At 51.8% G+C, this 14,273-nt stretch carries 16 protein-coding genes; all 16 read right to left on the reverse strand.

Features of this window, described 5'->3' with window-relative positions:
* Positions 1–65 precede the first annotated feature (65 nt).
* The 16 genes from ABJV08_RS07400 to ABJV08_RS07475 all read right to left on the reverse strand — a co-directional run bounded on the left by ABJV08_RS07400 (position 66) and on the right by ABJV08_RS07475 (position 14,185).
* On the reverse strand, positions 66–1,208 hold the full coding sequence (locus ABJV08_RS07400; protein WP_348040543.1) for a flagellar type III secretion system protein FlhB: 1,143 nt from the start codon (positions 1,206–1,208) through the stop codon (positions 66–68).
* Positions 1,208–1,990, reverse strand: coding sequence for a flagellar biosynthetic protein FliR (gene fliR, locus ABJV08_RS07405; RefSeq protein WP_348040545.1), 783 nt, complete (start codon positions 1,988–1,990; stop codon positions 1,208–1,210). The genes ABJV08_RS07400 and fliR overlap by 1 nt, the downstream gene beginning before the upstream one ends.
* Positions 1,987–2,262 carry a flagellar biosynthetic protein FliQ gene (locus ABJV08_RS07410; RefSeq protein ID WP_348040547.1) on the reverse strand — a complete coding sequence of 92 codons (276 nt, stop codon included), beginning with the start codon at positions 2,260–2,262 and terminating at the stop codon, positions 1,987–1,989. Before ABJV08_RS07410 ends, fliR begins: the two co-directional genes overlap by 4 nt.
* A 3-nt stretch (positions 2,263–2,265) precedes the next feature.
* A complete protein-coding gene (gene fliP, locus ABJV08_RS07415) occupies positions 2,266–3,042 on the reverse strand; it encodes a flagellar type III secretion system pore protein FliP (protein WP_348040549.1) in 777 nt (258 codons plus the stop codon).
* Entirely contained in the window at positions 3,032–3,286 is a 255-nt protein-coding gene (locus tag ABJV08_RS07420; protein WP_348040551.1) for a flagellar biosynthetic protein FliO, read from the reverse strand. The genes fliP and ABJV08_RS07420 overlap by 11 nt, the downstream gene beginning before the upstream one ends.
* Positions 3,286–3,627: a flagellar motor switch protein FliN gene (fliN, locus tag ABJV08_RS07425; RefSeq protein WP_348040553.1), complete on the reverse strand. Its 342-nt coding sequence runs from the start codon at positions 3,625–3,627 to the stop codon at positions 3,286–3,288. The genes ABJV08_RS07420 and fliN overlap by 1 nt, the downstream gene beginning before the upstream one ends.
* 9 nt (positions 3,628–3,636) lie before the next feature.
* Entirely contained in the window at positions 3,637–4,560 is a 924-nt protein-coding gene (locus ABJV08_RS07430) for a FliM/FliN family flagellar motor switch protein (protein ID WP_348040555.1), read from the reverse strand.
* A 23-nt stretch (positions 4,561–4,583) separates the two neighbouring features.
* Positions 4,584–5,159 (reverse strand): flagellar basal body-associated FliL family protein, encoded by a 576-nt coding sequence (locus ABJV08_RS07435; RefSeq protein WP_348040557.1) that lies wholly within the window; start codon positions 5,157–5,159, stop codon positions 4,584–4,586.
* Positions 5,160–5,204: 45 nt separating this feature from the next.
* A complete protein-coding gene (locus ABJV08_RS07440; RefSeq protein WP_348040559.1) occupies positions 5,205–7,217 on the reverse strand; it encodes a flagellar hook-length control protein FliK in 2,013 nt (670 codons plus the stop codon).
* A gap of 58 nt (positions 7,218–7,275) precedes the next feature.
* Positions 7,276–7,617 (reverse strand): hypothetical protein, encoded by a 342-nt coding sequence (locus tag ABJV08_RS07445; protein WP_348040561.1) that lies wholly within the window; start codon positions 7,615–7,617, stop codon positions 7,276–7,278.
* Between the two features lie 101 nt (positions 7,618–7,718).
* Complete coding sequence (locus ABJV08_RS07450; RefSeq protein WP_348040563.1) at positions 7,719–9,077, reverse strand: FliI/YscN family ATPase; 1,359 nt, start codon at positions 9,075–9,077, stop codon at positions 7,719–7,721.
* The gene (locus ABJV08_RS07455; RefSeq protein WP_348040565.1) at positions 9,070–9,741 is read right to left on the reverse strand and encodes a hypothetical protein; all 672 of its coding nucleotides are present in this window, start codon (positions 9,739–9,741) and stop codon (positions 9,070–9,072) included. Before ABJV08_RS07455 ends, ABJV08_RS07450 begins: the two co-directional genes overlap by 8 nt.
* Entirely contained in the window at positions 9,734–10,789 is a 1,056-nt protein-coding gene (locus ABJV08_RS07460) for a FliG C-terminal domain-containing protein (protein ID WP_348040567.1), read from the reverse strand. The genes ABJV08_RS07455 and ABJV08_RS07460 overlap by 8 nt, the downstream gene beginning before the upstream one ends.
* Positions 10,782–12,536: a flagellar basal-body MS-ring/collar protein FliF gene (fliF, locus tag ABJV08_RS07465; RefSeq protein ID WP_348040569.1), complete on the reverse strand. Its 1,755-nt coding sequence runs from the start codon at positions 12,534–12,536 to the stop codon at positions 10,782–10,784. The genes ABJV08_RS07460 and fliF overlap by 8 nt, the downstream gene beginning before the upstream one ends.
* A 3-nt stretch (positions 12,537–12,539) precedes the next feature.
* The gene (gene fliE / locus ABJV08_RS07470) at positions 12,540–12,899 is read right to left on the reverse strand and encodes a flagellar hook-basal body complex protein FliE (protein ID WP_348040571.1); all 360 of its coding nucleotides are present in this window, start codon (positions 12,897–12,899) and stop codon (positions 12,540–12,542) included.
* 14 nt (positions 12,900–12,913) lie between these two features.
* Positions 12,914–14,185, reverse strand: a complete 1,272-nt coding sequence (locus ABJV08_RS07475) for a sigma-54 dependent transcriptional regulator (RefSeq protein WP_348040573.1) — start codon at positions 14,183–14,185, stop codon at positions 12,914–12,916.
* Positions 14,186–14,273: the final 88 nt, after the last annotated feature.

Consider the following 14,273-nt stretch of genomic DNA (forward strand, 5'->3'; position numbering starts at 1 on the left):
TGAACTTCCTTTGGGTGTTTTACGGCGCGTCGGGTTTCAAATTAATGGCTCCGGCTAATTTGAGATTATGCCATTCGGGCACCATCGGCTCCATATTTCACGTCATCAGGTAGTGAGATATTGGGTTTGTGGATTGGGCTGACCATTTTGGCATCCAGTTGGATCAGGAAGCTCAGGATCATGGCAACCGCAGCATAAAGGCGATCATCGATCACATCCCCAGTGTTGGACGTATAGTATATCGACCTTGTGAGTTCCGGATATTCCATGATGGGCTTGCCAATTTCATTGGCCATCTCCCGCATCGCTAGCGCTATGTCATCGCATCCCTTGCCGAGAACGATAGGAGCCATGTCCTGGTCTCGATCATATCGCAGCGCTACGGCAAAGTGGGTTGGATTGACCAGGATCACGGTTGCTTCGGAAACCGCTTTCCGCGTTGAATCGCTCAACATCTCACTGCGTCGCTGACGTTGAAGAGCGCGGACATCAGGAGAGCCCTCGGCCTCCTTATATTCATCTTTGATTTCCTGCTTCGTCATTTTCAGACGCTTGCCGCGCTGAAAGAGCTGGATCGGAACATCAATCATGGCAATTAAAACCATGCTAACGCAAATGCCGACCAACAGCTTCAAAAACAAAGCCGAGAAGCTCGCGATCGCTTCGTTGAGGTCTTGCGCAGCAAGCTGTGCAATCTCGTCAAAGTGCAAATATATGATTGATCCGCCAACCGCCCCGATCAGGATCACTTTCATCATGGACTTACCAAGTTCCATGACTCCATTGGAACCGAAAATTCTCTGCAAACCCTTTATCGGATCGAGTTTTGAGGGCTTTGGCTTCATCGCCGACCATCGAAATCCTAGCGAGCCCAGCATAGCCGGCGTCGCAACAGCTGCCACCATCAACAGTGCAAATAGAGTCATGAATTCCGGTATTATGCTGGAGACCAACGTCACGCTTCGACCGCCGACATCAAATGCCTCGATATCTTCCGGATAAAAGATTAGCGCATTGGTGACCATGTCAGCCAAAGCCTGGTAGAGCAGACCGCCAAACATAAGAAAAGCCGTGGTGCCTACAAAAATAATCATCGCCCCGCCCAGATCACGGGATTGGAGAACATCGCCTTTTTTCGAACTGTCCAAAAGTTTCTTCGGGGTTGGTGCTTCGGTCTTTTCTCCGCCACCAGGTGATTGTTCCGCCATTATCCACCTCCAGCGACAAGCGCCGCTTGATCAAGGCCCATGCCCAATGCCCGCATGACGGCATCGGCAATAATCGGAGCGGTAACCGCCAAGGTTACCAGACCGGCGGTAATCGTCACCGGAATACCCACGGCAAAAAGGTTCATCGCAGGGGCCGTCCGAGCCAGAAAGCCCATCATCAACTGGATGAGAATGAGCGCGCCGCCCACCGGCAGAGCAATAAGCAATCCCATGGAAAATAGCGTCCCGCCAAATTGCACCATGCTATACAGCATGCCGGTGTCCATCATTGCAAAGCCAGGAGGAAGCGCCTCATAGCTTTTAACAATTGTTGCAACCAGCAACAGATGCCCATCAATTGCGAGCAGAAGCAGAGTTGCAAAAATTGTTAGAAACTGACCAATGACGGGTGTCGATTGACCGGTTTGCGGGTCAGACATACTGGCGAAACCAAGGCCCATTGCATTGCTGATTGTTTCACCGGCGATCAGCACACTGGAATAGCCTAGTTGGAGCGCAAAGCCTATTGCGAGGCCAGTGACCACCTCCCCCATTACAAACAAACTGTTGCTCAAGGAAATTGCAGTCTCGGTTGGCAGGTCGAAATTGACACTGTTTGTGGCGACCATACCGATCATGAAGGCGAGAACGATGCGAATTTGAACCGGTATATTGGCAGCGCCAAAAATCGGGGCGACAACCATCGCTGCGCTTGGCCGGATCATGGCCATAAGCCACATCCACATCTGGCCTTCAAATTCTGCAAATCCTGGTGCAATCACAGCAGGAGGTCCGGAATACGTGCGTAAACTTCGCGGGTAAAGTCAGCGATCAACAGCAGGATTGACCCGCCGAACACCGCTGCAACGGCAGCCACAATGACAAGCTTTGGAACGAAACTCAGAGTCTGCTCGTTGATCGACGTTGCTGCCTGGACCATACCGAGCAACAGTCCAACTATTAATGCCGGTATCAGCAGTGGAGCCGCAGCCAGCGCGGTGATCCAAAGGGCTTGCTGCGCAATGCCAATAAAGAAATCTGGGTTATCCGTCATGGTCTATGTCGCAAAGGAACCGGCAAGCGAGCCCATGGTTAGCGCCCATCCATCAATCATCACAAACAACAGCAATTTGAATGGCATGGAGATAATCACGGGGGACAACATCATCATGCCCAGCGCCATCAAGACTGCCGCCACAACGAGATCGATTATCAGAAACGGTAAAAAGATGAGAAAGCCGATCTGAAAGGCCGTCTTGAGTTCACTGGTGACGAATGCCGGCAACATTATCGAGAACGGGATTTCTTCGGCAGATTCAAAACCATCCTGGCCAGACAAGTCCATGAATAGCTTCAAATCGCTTTGTCTTGTCTGCTTCGCCATGAAATCGTGCATGATTGTACCGGATTTCTCGATAGCTTCGGTCAGGCCGATTTCATCGGATGAATAAGGCGCTATTGCCTGTTCGTTGATTCTCTCAATCTGCGGCGCCATCACAAACATGGACAAGAACAGCGCAAGCCCGAGCAGAACCTGATTGGGCGGCGTTTGCTGCAGACCCAAAGCGTGGCGCAGAATCGACAAGACAATGATGATCCGGGTAAAACTGGTCATCATCAAAATGATCGATGGCAACACCGTCATAAGGCCCATGACGATCAATATCTGCAATGTCGTACTCAGTGGCTGACCATCGCCAGAAATGTCGTCCAGGGCCCGCTCTAGAGCAACGGAAGCACCAGGTGTTGTATCCTGAGCAAATGCAGGGTCGGCGACATATGCGGATGCAAAAAACAGCACAATCGCCCAGATGATTTTAGAACTAATCCGCATGGTGAACATCAATTTTTTGGATACCGCTGCGCGTCACAGCCAACAGAATCTGACGACCGCCAAAGTCGACGACGGCCAATTTGCTTTGAACGCCCATTGGAAGTGTTTCGACGACATTGAGGAGGTTTGCATTTTGCCGCATCATCATTTGCGGCTGAAATTTGCGATACAGCCATAGCGACCCAAAGATCAGTAAACCGACCAATGGCACCATGATGAACAGCTTTATGATGTAGTAAGTCATCAGTTGCGCCTTTCGACACGCGCCCGTGTCATGCCGTTGGATACGATTTCCGCAATCCGCACGCCGAACTTATTCTTGACCGGAACGACCTCTCCACGCGCGACCAATGTTCCATTCACATTGATATCAATCAGCTGGTCAACCTGTCTGTCCAGCTCGACAACAGAGCCTTCGCGTAGATCCATTATTTCGGCAATTGTCATCGAAACATTGCCCACTTCAACCGACAATCTAACCTTGATGTCGGACAGGAAACTATAGTGGTCCTGAGCTGGCATCACGTCGGAATCCGCCTGCGCTACAGCATCCAATATTTCGCTATCATGAGTCATATCATTCATCTTCTGGTCCTATAAAAATTGTGTAATTTTGAAGGCGACACCGCCATTTTGTTCGCCGATGCTGCCATGAGCAAAAACCCGATCCCCGACGATCAAAGGGACATTGTCGGTCGGTGCCACTGGTAAAATATCACCAACGGCAAGCCTCGACAGCTCTGACAATTGCATAGTCGGACGGCCAAGAACCGAGCGGACCGGCAAATAAACCTGCTCCACGGAATCCTTGAGGTCGGCCTTCCAGATCGGATCAATTTCGTTTGTCGTCTTTTGATTGGGGCGATTTAATTGTGGCTCGATCGCGACCAATCCATCAATCGTTTGGACAACATCAATCGCTGGGATTGTATGACCGAAAAGTTCGATGGATGCGGAAGCGACGAGCATGTCATCATCATCCGTTTCCAGTTCGACTTCGTCCTTGTCATGCACATAGCCTTTGAAACGCACGGTCGTTTTGAAAAGGACAGACCATGCATCGGCCAATACGACAGAGATCGAGTTTGCCAATCTTTCGATCATCGCAATCTCGGATTTCTTCAGCTCACCGGTGCTTTCCATCTCGCCATCAAATTGGCCGCCAAAAAAACAATCAACTGATGCCGTCAGGAATGTCCGGGCGATCCGAATTATGATCGGGACCTCCGAAGCACCCAGTTGAAACTCGAGATAAACAGAGTCGGCTAGTTGGTTGGAAAGCCAATCCTGGAAAGGCAGCTTGGCGCTGTCACCAACTTCCACCCCCATGTCGCAATCAAGAATATTGGAAAGATGCACTTTCAGGAGACCGGCAAGCTTCTTCTCTACCTTCTTGTAAGTCTTCAGCAATATCTCGTTCGGCTCCCCTTTTTTCAGCAAGCTATGGCTTGCCGGCGCAGGTTCGTTTTCCGCCGCGGTGGTAGCTGCGTCCGAAGGTGGGGATTTAGATTTGGTCATGATCTTGCTTCTCTCCGAAACCTCTATTGAACTACCAGGTCGGTGAAGTAGACGTCTTCAATTCCACCGAAACCGGTCTTGGCTTTCAGCGTGTCGTTAATGATATCGCGCAATCTCCGCTTGAGCTTGAGCTTGCCTTCCGGCTGCTCCAGTTCAAAAGCGTCTTGCTGTCCCAGTTCCATCAGCACGGCCGATCTAATCGCGATCTCGTGATTGGTGACATTTTCAAAGACGCGTTCGTCATAATATGTCGAAACCGCGAGAGACAATTGTGCGAAACTGTCTGAATTGGACAGGTTCGATGTGAAAGGCTGTTCGATCTGGTGATAGGTCACCTTGAAATCACTGGATGATTCCTGTGGAATCGAACTACTCGCCTCTTTGTCACTGACGGCTGTTCCATCTTTCAGGATGATTTTCGGCTTGTTGGGATCTTCTGGCTCTTCCTTTTCTCCGCCGAGCATACCGGCTGCAAAAAATCCGCCAGCAGCGCCGCCGCCACCCAGCACCAAGACCAAAACAACGATCAAGATTATGGTTTTAAGCTTACCCTTTTTCTTGCCCTTTGGTTTTTCATCTTTTGTTTTCGCGTCTGACATTTTTGACCTCTGAACTTGCTAAATTGGTGGATGCAGGATTGATTTTTAAGCGTATCGGCTGTTGTCTGATGCTAGATGATTTTCAGGAACACTCTCGAAGGATGCCGCCATTCTGGGGCTTTGAGAGGGTTGACGAGGATGCTCTTGCGCGTCACGATTTTCCTGCTGTGACATATCGTCGCCCTCGCCTTTTGATGTCGAGAAGCTGTTTTCCTTCACCTCAATCCGGAGGCTAAGGTCCTCGCGACCCTGGGATTTTAGAATATCCTGAAGCATCTGACTGTGCTGGACCAAGACTTCCTTGGCGCCGCGATGTTCCGTTTGAATTTCAACAATTTCTGACGAACCCTGTGTGACAAAGGTGATTTCCATCCGACCCAAATTGCGGGGATTAAGTTCGAACTTCTTTGTACCCCCGGCAGCCACAAGGCCTGTGATTTCAGTTGCAAGTCGCGCGGCAACTTGCGGCGCTGACATGTCGAAGGGGACGGATCTTTGAGGGGTTTCGCGAACCGTTCCATTGGCCATCGCAGTCAGGATCGGCTGTGGCTCAGCCGATTGTTCCGGCGCTTTGACTGGAAGTACTCCATCCATCTTGAACGCCTCAATGGACGGACGGAGATATTCATCAGTCTTGCCTACTGACTTGAGAGAAACCGCATCGTTAAGCGCATCGGGCTTCAACTTGGACTTTGTGGAAGAGCCTTCTTTTCTGCCTAGGTCCAGCCGGTTTGACAGGCCTTGGAATTTGGCGTGTGGATTTTCAACACTGCTTACTTTTGAGGTATCGACTGTTGTTGCTTCTTGCTCATCAGCGCTGTGCAGCCTTTGGCGATGTAGATTTTGTAGTTTCAGAAGCACCGCATCACTGCTCGGAAACATTGTGGTGCCAATCGCATTTTCACGAACCGGTGATGATGAGACGGGTTGCTCGTTTTTCTGCGGTTGCAAGACAGAGCTTTGGGTTTTTTCAACTAGCTCATCCCCTTGCTTTGGTTGCAGATTATCGTTGATCGGGAAATCGAGATTGTTCTGGATGCCCACCGGCCGCATGCGTGCGCCTGGAGCTGTTGTTGACGCTTCCTTGATCGGCTGATCACCGTCAATTGCCGTTGCCGCTCTAAAGGCCGGCCCTGAATCGATCTGAGGACCATCGACTAAACTAGCCTTGCTTGCTTGCGGTTGATCATTGTTCAAACGATGCGTGGTTGCGAGATCTTCAACAATATCTGTCAATCGCACGGTTGATGCCGCATCCAAATCAGATATATTTTCGAGCGTTACCGTTCCTGGCTGAGCGAGAATATTGTTCAAGCGATCCATGGCTGGACGCCCGTCAACACTATTGGATAATCTCACTGTCGGCGTACCATTCGCGCCAGATTTCAGTGAATTTCCTCTCACATCGTCCGGTTCCATCCGCCCCTTGGTTAGATCACCCTCAACAATGTTGGAACGTCCAGCTGCCGGCGCGACTTCGGTCCGTACTGCGTTAATGCGGGTGTCATTATGTGCTTGTGGCAATTCGGTGTGCGACCGGCTTGAGGTTGCATGGCCTGCAACATTATCTGCAAGGCTAGCAGTCGGCGCAGCCTTCAAACGAGAAGACTCAACAAGATTGCTATTAGCAGATGGAGCCGGAATCTCTGATGGTAGGCCAGGCTTTGCCGCCAATACATTATTCTCTGTGCCAGATTCCAACGTGGCTCCGCTATTGCGAGGCAAAGGGTTCCCGCTGATCATGACATCTCGGTTTGAAATGAGTGAAAACTTTATATCCGACGGGACATCTTCCGAGGACTCAGCGCTTGCGGCATCTTGAACAATCTGTTCCGCAGAGACATGCTGATCGAAAAGCGGCTTGCTAAAGCTTTGGTTGGCAATCGAAACGGCGGCGGAAGCATCTGCATTATGATCCAGCGCCATATCATTTTCGCCAGCATCAACATTCTTTAAATCTGACGGTGAAATATCCATCACGGCATCACCTGCATGCGGTTGCTCTTCGGGCGACCGCAAAAGTGATGCAAAATCAGAATTGGATGTATTATGTTCCATGCCTAATGGCTTTGCAGAAAACATGCCAATTATGGAATGAGCAGCTTCCGACATGATTTTACCGATCATCGCGACGTTCCTTTTTTTTGTGATTATCTATATTATACAGCATGTTACTGGACGAATCAGCTTTTCGACTTGCTGTTTTTTGAAGGATCGACACCTTCGATTTCAACAATCTCTCAGTACCGTCATGCAAGGCCTGGGCGGCAAAATTTTGCCGTTCTGCAGCGGCAAGATCCTGCCTCGCGGTTTGAACTGAGGCCTCCACCATCCGCGTTGCTTCGAGCAATCGATCCGACAGCTCCATTTTGGATGCAAAAATATCGGCGGTTACGGCTGCGTCGCTCTCGTGGGTCTCGGCGTGGAGCGCGCGAATTCTCCGCGCATTATTTTCCATTGAGGCGCAATGGTTCCCGGCTTGCATTACCGCGCGCTCCTTTAAGCGCTTTTGCGTGTCGCGAACCTTCAAGACCCGCCGCAATCCTTTGACCCGCCGCTTCATGAGACGAACAAACCAGACAGCTCATCTACGCTCGTCTGGAAATCCACAAGTTCTCGGGGCTTTTGCTTAATATAATCAATGAGTAGCGGCCAGCTGGCTAGTGCCTCATCAATGCTCGGGTCGTTGCCCGCTTGATAAGCGCCCATCAGCACCAAATCCCGGTTCTCTTCATAAACTGACCACAGTCTTCGGAAGTGGATTTGGGCTTCCTGATGCTCTGGTTCAATAATATCGACCGCAACCCGGCTGATCGACTTCCCGATGTCTATCGCCGGAAAAACGCCCTGCTCGGCCAAAGAACGTGACAATATGATGTGACCGTCCGCAATGGCCCGAGCGCTATCGACGACAGGATCGTCCAGATCATCACCATCGGCCAGCACTGTATAGATAGCGGTAATGGAACCACCGGTTTCGCTGTCATTGCCTGCACGTTCGATCAACCGGGGAATCATGGAAAGCGCCGATGGCGGATAGCCTTTCATCGTCGGCGGTTCACCAGCAGCCAATCCAATTTCCCGCTGCGCGTGGGCCACCCTTGTGAGACTGTCGATAACCAAAACGACCGAAAGGCCCTTCGATCTAAAATGCTCTGCGATAGCGGTGGCCCGAAAAGCTGCTTTTAATCGTGATGATGGAGAATGATCCGCAGGAACCGCAACGGTCACCGTGGGCACGGCATCCTTTTGTTCTCGGCGACGGCTAACGAAATCATTTACCTCGCGACCCCGTTCACCAATCAAGCCGACAACGACGACATCTGCTACCACGCCATCCAAAATCTGGTTGATCAACATTGACTTGCCGACACCCGACCCGGCTATAATTGCCAGACGTTGCCCTTGCCCGATGGTCAGCAAACCGTTGAGCGCGCGGATTCCAATATCAATTGGTCTGGAAACGCTAGCGCGACGAAGGACGTTGCCCTCTTGCCCCGCCAATGGAACGCTATCGGTTGTCAGTATCGGGCCATTGCCATCAATCGGCTCACCCATTGGTCCAATCACTCTGCCGAATAAGGCTTCTCCGACAGCGGCTTGATTGGAATTGGCGTATGGCAAGACGCGGCTACCGCTTCGCAACGGCGCATCTTGCACCATGGGGATCATTAGCGCTCTCGCACCCTTAAACCCAATCACCTCGGCGTTGATTTCGCGACCATCGGTTGCAATGACCCGACCAGAATAACCCAATGGATATTCAAAGCCGGTTACTTCCAACATCCCGCTATCATGTGCCGACAATTTGCCGACATATCGCGGCTCACTTCCAATATCATCAAGCCGGGCAAGCACGTTGCATACGGCTGGCGGGGCCTTGACCGGACCAACTTCGGTTGCGGGGGCATCAGTCATGCGGAACTACCGATGCAGAATTGTCAAATTCGTCTATTAGAGTCCGCAATTCGTCTAGAACGACTTCCGAACCTTTTTCGATCCAACCACCGGCATGACTGAGTTTCAAATTGCCTCGCAACATCGATTCATCGCCGCGCAGGGCCAATGTGCATTCGCTGCTGTCAATCAGGCTGATATCATCGGGATGCAGAACCAGCGTCACCCCTTTTTGATCTTGGTCCACCAATTCTGCCAATTGCATGGCCCAGGATTGAAGTAATTTCGGATCAGGAACAGCGATCTCGGCACATCGCCGGAATAGAGATTCAACTGCGGAGAGAATGAAAGCGCAGCTGCCGGAAGATGACAGATCATTCAGATGCTGGATCGCCTCCGCCAGTACATCACTCGCCTGGCTGGCGGCAGAATGTTCTTCGGCCAACGCAGCCTGCCCATCTTCCCATCCCTTTTTATAGGCAACATCGAAAATATCGGCATCCGGGTCTTCCGACGACGCTGGTGTTTCGGCGGAACGGTTCGTGGAAAAGTTCGAAAGGCCATCATCTCCGCCTCCAGCTAGTCCGCTGGCCCAAGACGAGAATTTTTTCTGCTCGGCCGTTGTCCGCCACAACGGTACGACCTCGCCTTCACCATAATTATCGGGCTGCTGCAGGTCAGACATAGTCCGCTCCAGCGCCAGCCATATTTATGTCGCCGTTGTCGAGCATGACTTTAGCAACTGCAATCACCGCTTTCTGAGCAGCGATAACGGCATCCATGGGTTGTGGAGGTGCGTCGGCCATATCATCCTGGATGGTTTCAGCGGCACGTTTGGACATAGCGCTGAATATCTTGTCTTTGAGATCATCGGATGCGCCTCGCAACGCAGGAACAAGAATGCTGGAATCGACTTTTCGAACCACAGAACCGATGTCTTTGCTGGAGAGATTCATCAGATCGGCGAACACGAACATTTCGTCTTCGATCAATTTTGCAGTAACCTTGTCTCGCTTCATCAGCGCCTTCAGCAAAGAACGCCCCTGCTCCTTCGAGAGATTATTGATAATGGTTGCGCTATCAAGCACACCACCGACCTGCATCGGGGGCGCGGACTCTTCTTCTGACGGCGTGGTATTCTCCAAAAGCCCGTGAATATGGGCAAGGGCTTTGCTGCTGACCGGGCCGAGGGTCGCCACCCGGTAGATCAAGTCAGACTGGATCTCACCAGGGAGCAATTGAAGTATTTCAGCAGCGGCCTCAGGCGTCAGGAATGACATGAGGACCGCAGAGATTTGCGGTGGTTCGTTCGATATCAGTTCGGCGGCATCTTTTGCCGGAATCCATTTTAGCATTTCAGCAATATTACTGGGCCTTTTGGGAGCGAACCGATTCATAATTGTTTCTGCGCGCGACGTCCCAAGCGCCCGACGAAATACCCGGCTCACTTTTTCATCGGATTTGTAAGCCAACATCGACTGATTCAGGGTCAACGATAGGAACCGGTCCAAAGAACCATCGATTTGCGTGGCATCGACATCCGCGACGCTGAACATCGCTTCGCCAAGCGCCTCCACTTCCTGGGGCTCAAGCCGTTCCAGTATCTGGGCAGCCTCTTCATCGTTGAATAGCAGCATCAATATGGCCGCGGTCTGGCGTCCGGTGATCAGTTCTAACTGACCTTCCTGCTCCGGATTTTCGATACCATCCTCGTCTTCAAGTTCCTCAGCCATCGGCTTCCTCCAACGCATCAGATTCTTTCAGCAATTCCTTCACCACAAGGGCTGCATGATCTGGGTTTTGTTTGACAAAATTCTGGGTCAGAACCGCGCGCTCTTGGTAGCTTTTGGCAGATGTAATCATGTCGATGGTCACGGGTGAATCCAGTGCTCCCGCCGTTTTGTTCTCTAGAGAACCACCATCTTGAGTGCCGGCATCCTCACCGCTTGCAGACCCATCTTCATTAACAGGACCGGCCAATTGATCCTGTTTGGCACGCAGGGCCTTCTCTGATTCCTGCCAGCGTTTGAGCACCGGACGGCCGATGCCGAATATGATAAGCAAGGCAACAATCAGGGCGGAGAGATTTCTCACCAACATGCTGAACCACGATGCATCATACCAGGCTTCTGCAAGCGGATCATCGGCCACGGCTTTAAACGGCCGTGCGGTCACAGCCACTTGGTCACCCCGGTCAACGCTGAAGCCAACCGTGCTTTTGATAAGCTTTTCAATCTCTTGAAGTTCAACGGGAGACTTTTTGTCTTTGATCGCGCCATCATCTATCGCAACCGCGACGGATAGCCGTGACACTTGGCCTGGCGCCTTATTGGTAATCGCAACTTCTCGGGCGAGTTCAAAGTTCCGGCGATATTCTTCGCTGGTCTTTCTCGGCCCGGCGGCTCCTGCAGCTTGCTCTTCGGCACCCTCTGGCTGATCCTGAAATTCAGCAGCATCCGGCGGTCGGTTGGCCAGTGCCCCGGGAATCCCGCCTGCATCGGCTCCGGCGGCACCAAACTCGCTAGACGTTTGACCTTGCTCCGAGCGTAGCACAGAACCATCAACCGGATAGGTCTCACTAGTGGCTTGTTTTTCATCAAAATTAACGTCTGCGGTAACTTCGGCGACAAAATTTCCGGGACCGACCAACGGCGTCAGCAAGCTTGCTAAGGACTGGCGATAGCGATCTTCAATCGCCGCCTTCACTTTCAGTTGAGCATCGCTTCCTGGCGATCCGTCATCGCCAGTGCTGGACAATAGCCGACCATTTTGATCAATCACCGAAACGTTGGAGGCAGAAAGCCCAGGAACCGAACTGGCAACAAGGTTCAGGATTGCTTGGGTTTCTTTTTCGTCCAGTCTCGCCGAACTCGCGAGATGCAAAATGACCGAGGCGGATGGTTCGTTCCGATCGCGCAGAAATATGCTGGGTTGCTCGACCGCCAAATGCACACGTGCCGACAAGACACTGTCGATCGCTTCGATCGACCGCGCCAGATCCATTTCTCGGGCGTTGCGTAACTTTTCAGATTCAACTGCCCTGCTAGCGCCCATCGGCATGCTTGACATGATGGCATCACCGCTCGGCGCCGACCGGGGCAGACCCTGCCCGGCCAGCTCAATCTTGGCCGAGTGATAATCCTGCTTGCTTACCGTTAGTGTCCCGGTGTCATCATCGACTTCATAAGGGATATTGGCGACTTGCAGCGCTTGCATCACCGCTGATTTGTCGTTGTCAGGTAGACCGCGGAACAGATCCCGTTGTGGCGGTTCACGCAGCACCAGCCAAACAGATATCGCGGCCACCAAGACCGCTGACAGAATGATGAGCGGCATCGCTCGCCCGATAGCTGGCTGTTTGAAGAAGGATTGCAGCGAGCCAACCGCGCCACCCGCATTTGCAAAGCCGCCATTCGATGGCGACAAAGCATTCGGGTTTGAGGGATTCAGCGCCTGACCGGCAGAGTTTTGATCGGCCATCTACTATACCTGCATGTTCATTATGTCCTTGTAGGCGGACAATAATTTGTTGCGGACTTGCAATGTGGATTCAAATCCTAGGGATGACTTATGCTTCGCAAGCATTACCGCAGCGACGTCATTGCTTTCGCCCATCTGATAGGCTCGCATTTCTTCCTTGGCATCGGCCTGAAGCTTGTTCACTTCTTGAAGAGCACCGGTGAGTTGCGCGGAGAAACTGTCTGTTCCCGCAACCTCTGTCGGACCAGATGTTTGCCCCGGTCCGCCAAGTCCGCCACTTTTGGCAATATCCTTTAGCGCGTTGTTCTGGTTAAGGATCGCATTCCTAGCGGCCATTAGGCTGTTCATATTGACTGAAGACATGCTCTATCTCCTCCCTATGCCGCAAGCGCGCGCATATCAGCCATCCGATAACGCAGGGTGCGTTCCGAGATACCGAGCTGCTTCGCTGCATCACGACGATTGCCGTTGGTTTTTTCTAATGTTTGGTTGATGGCTTCATATTCGACATTTTTCGAGATCGAGTGCAGATCACGCCCGCGGATGAAACGCGAGGAATGACCAGTGGCAACATCATCTTGTTTGGGCGTTTTGCTCAGACGTGCTCCGGAAAAAATCAAATCATCCGCTTTGATCCGATCGCCGTCACACATGACCAGCGCACGCTGCAGAACATTGGAGAGTTCTCGAACATTGCCTGGCCAGCTGTGGCCTTTCAGGCGCTCAACACAGCAGCGCGAAAGAGAGATGAATCTTTTGCTACGCTTTTGAAAGTCAATCATCATGAAGGCAGCGATCGCGACAATGTCAGCGGGCCGGTCAGCAAGGGGTACTAGCTCTACCGGCATAACATTCAGTCGCCAGTATAGATCTTCGCGAAAGCGCCCTGCCCCTACTTCTTCAGCAAAGTCGCGGTTGGCCGCACAGAATACGCGGACATCGATTTTTTCATGACGGGAAGCGCCAACAGGCAATATTTCGCCTTCCTGGAGCACACGCAACAGCTTGGATTGGCTCTCAAGCGGCATCTCGGTAATCTCGTCGAGAAATATTGTGCCGCCGTCGGCTTCTTTGAACAAGCCAACGGCACTATTATAGGCCCCCGTGAAGGCCCCCTTCTTATGACCGAACAAAATGGACTCGATCATAGACTCTGTAATGGCTGCGCAATTTACGGTGACAAATGGCTTGCTGGCCCGTTCACTATTTTCATGGATGAACCTCGCCATGCCTTCTTTGCCGGTACCGGTTTCACCGGTGATCATGACATTGGCATCACTGCGCGCCACACGGGCGGCATATTTATATAGGGCAATAGAATTGGGGTCGGCGTAAGCTGGCCCCTTGCCACCGCGCATCGATTCAACAATCAAAGACAGACCAAATTCTCTGTCGGCGTTGCCGAATTCGATACGCAGTGGTTGGCTGAGGGTAGCCGGAACGAAATGGAATGGACCATCGCGGTAAACCACGACCGGATCTTTTGCTCCTTTAATATCATCTTTAGGTGCTTCGCGAATTGTGTGGGGTAGTTGCGCGGCAGAAGATGAATGTTCAGGTGCGGTGTGAATTGCTTCAACACTCGCTAGCAAATCGACAAGCTCTGGAAACCTAGAGACCAGGCTAGGGTTCAGTTTATCATTGATCATGGCCATTCCCTCACGTTGTAGATCGAGCGTTGGATGCAATATCCTCATGCTCGCCAACTACTTTGCAATGGGTGTGCCAGTTTCTAAA

The sequence above is a fragment of the Parasphingorhabdus sp. genome, from assembly GCF_039982395.1.
In the GTDB taxonomy this organism is placed as follows: Bacteria; Pseudomonadota; Alphaproteobacteria; order Sphingomonadales; family Sphingomonadaceae; genus Parasphingorhabdus.

Bases quoted from the DNA above. Each gene is read 5' to 3' on its own strand.
- ABJV08_RS07400 (WP_348040543.1), bottom strand. From the start codon at position 1,208: ATGGCGGAACAATCACCTGGTGGCGGAGAAAAGACCGAAGCACCAACC.
- ABJV08_RS07410 (WP_348040547.1), bottom strand. From the start codon at position 2,262: ATGACGGATAACCCAGATTTCTTTATTGGCATTGCGCAGCAAGCCCTT.
- fliP (WP_348040549.1), bottom strand. From the start codon at position 3,042: ATGCGGATTAGTTCTAAAATCATCTGGGCGATTGTGCTGTTTTTTGCA.
- ABJV08_RS07420 (WP_348040551.1), bottom strand. From the start codon at position 3,286: ATGACTTACTACATCATAAAGCTGTTCATCATGGTGCCATTGGTCGGT.
- fliN (WP_348040553.1), bottom strand. From the start codon at position 3,627: ATGAATGATATGACTCATGATAGCGAAATATTGGATGCTGTAGCGCAG.
- ABJV08_RS07430 (WP_348040555.1), bottom strand. From the start codon at position 4,560: ATGACCAAATCTAAATCCCCACCTTCGGACGCAGCTACCACCGCGGCG.
- ABJV08_RS07435 (WP_348040557.1), bottom strand. From the start codon at position 5,159: ATGTCAGACGCGAAAACAAAAGATGAAAAACCAAAGGGCAAGAAAAAG.
- ABJV08_RS07440 (WP_348040559.1), bottom strand. From the start codon at position 7,217: ATGGAACATAATACATCCAATTCTGATTTTGCATCACTTTTGCGGTCG.
- ABJV08_RS07445 (WP_348040561.1), bottom strand. From the start codon at position 7,617: ATGGAAAATAATGCGCGGAGAATTCGCGCGCTCCACGCCGAGACCCAC.
- ABJV08_RS07450 (WP_348040563.1), bottom strand. From the start codon at position 9,077: ATGACTGATGCCCCCGCAACCGAAGTTGGTCCGGTCAAGGCCCCGCCA.
- ABJV08_RS07455 (WP_348040565.1), bottom strand. From the start codon at position 9,741: ATGTCTGACCTGCAGCAGCCCGATAATTATGGTGAAGGCGAGGTCGTA.
- ABJV08_RS07460 (WP_348040567.1), bottom strand. From the start codon at position 10,789: ATGGCTGAGGAACTTGAAGACGAGGATGGTATCGAAAATCCGGAGCAG.
- fliF (WP_348040569.1), bottom strand. From the start codon at position 12,536: ATGGCCGATCAAAACTCTGCCGGTCAGGCGCTGAATCCCTCAAACCCG.
- fliE (WP_348040571.1), bottom strand. From the start codon at position 12,899: ATGTCTTCAGTCAATATGAACAGCCTAATGGCCGCTAGGAATGCGATC.
- ABJV08_RS07475 (WP_348040573.1), bottom strand. From the start codon at position 14,185: ATGATCAATGATAAACTGAACCCTAGCCTGGTCTCTAGGTTTCCAGAG.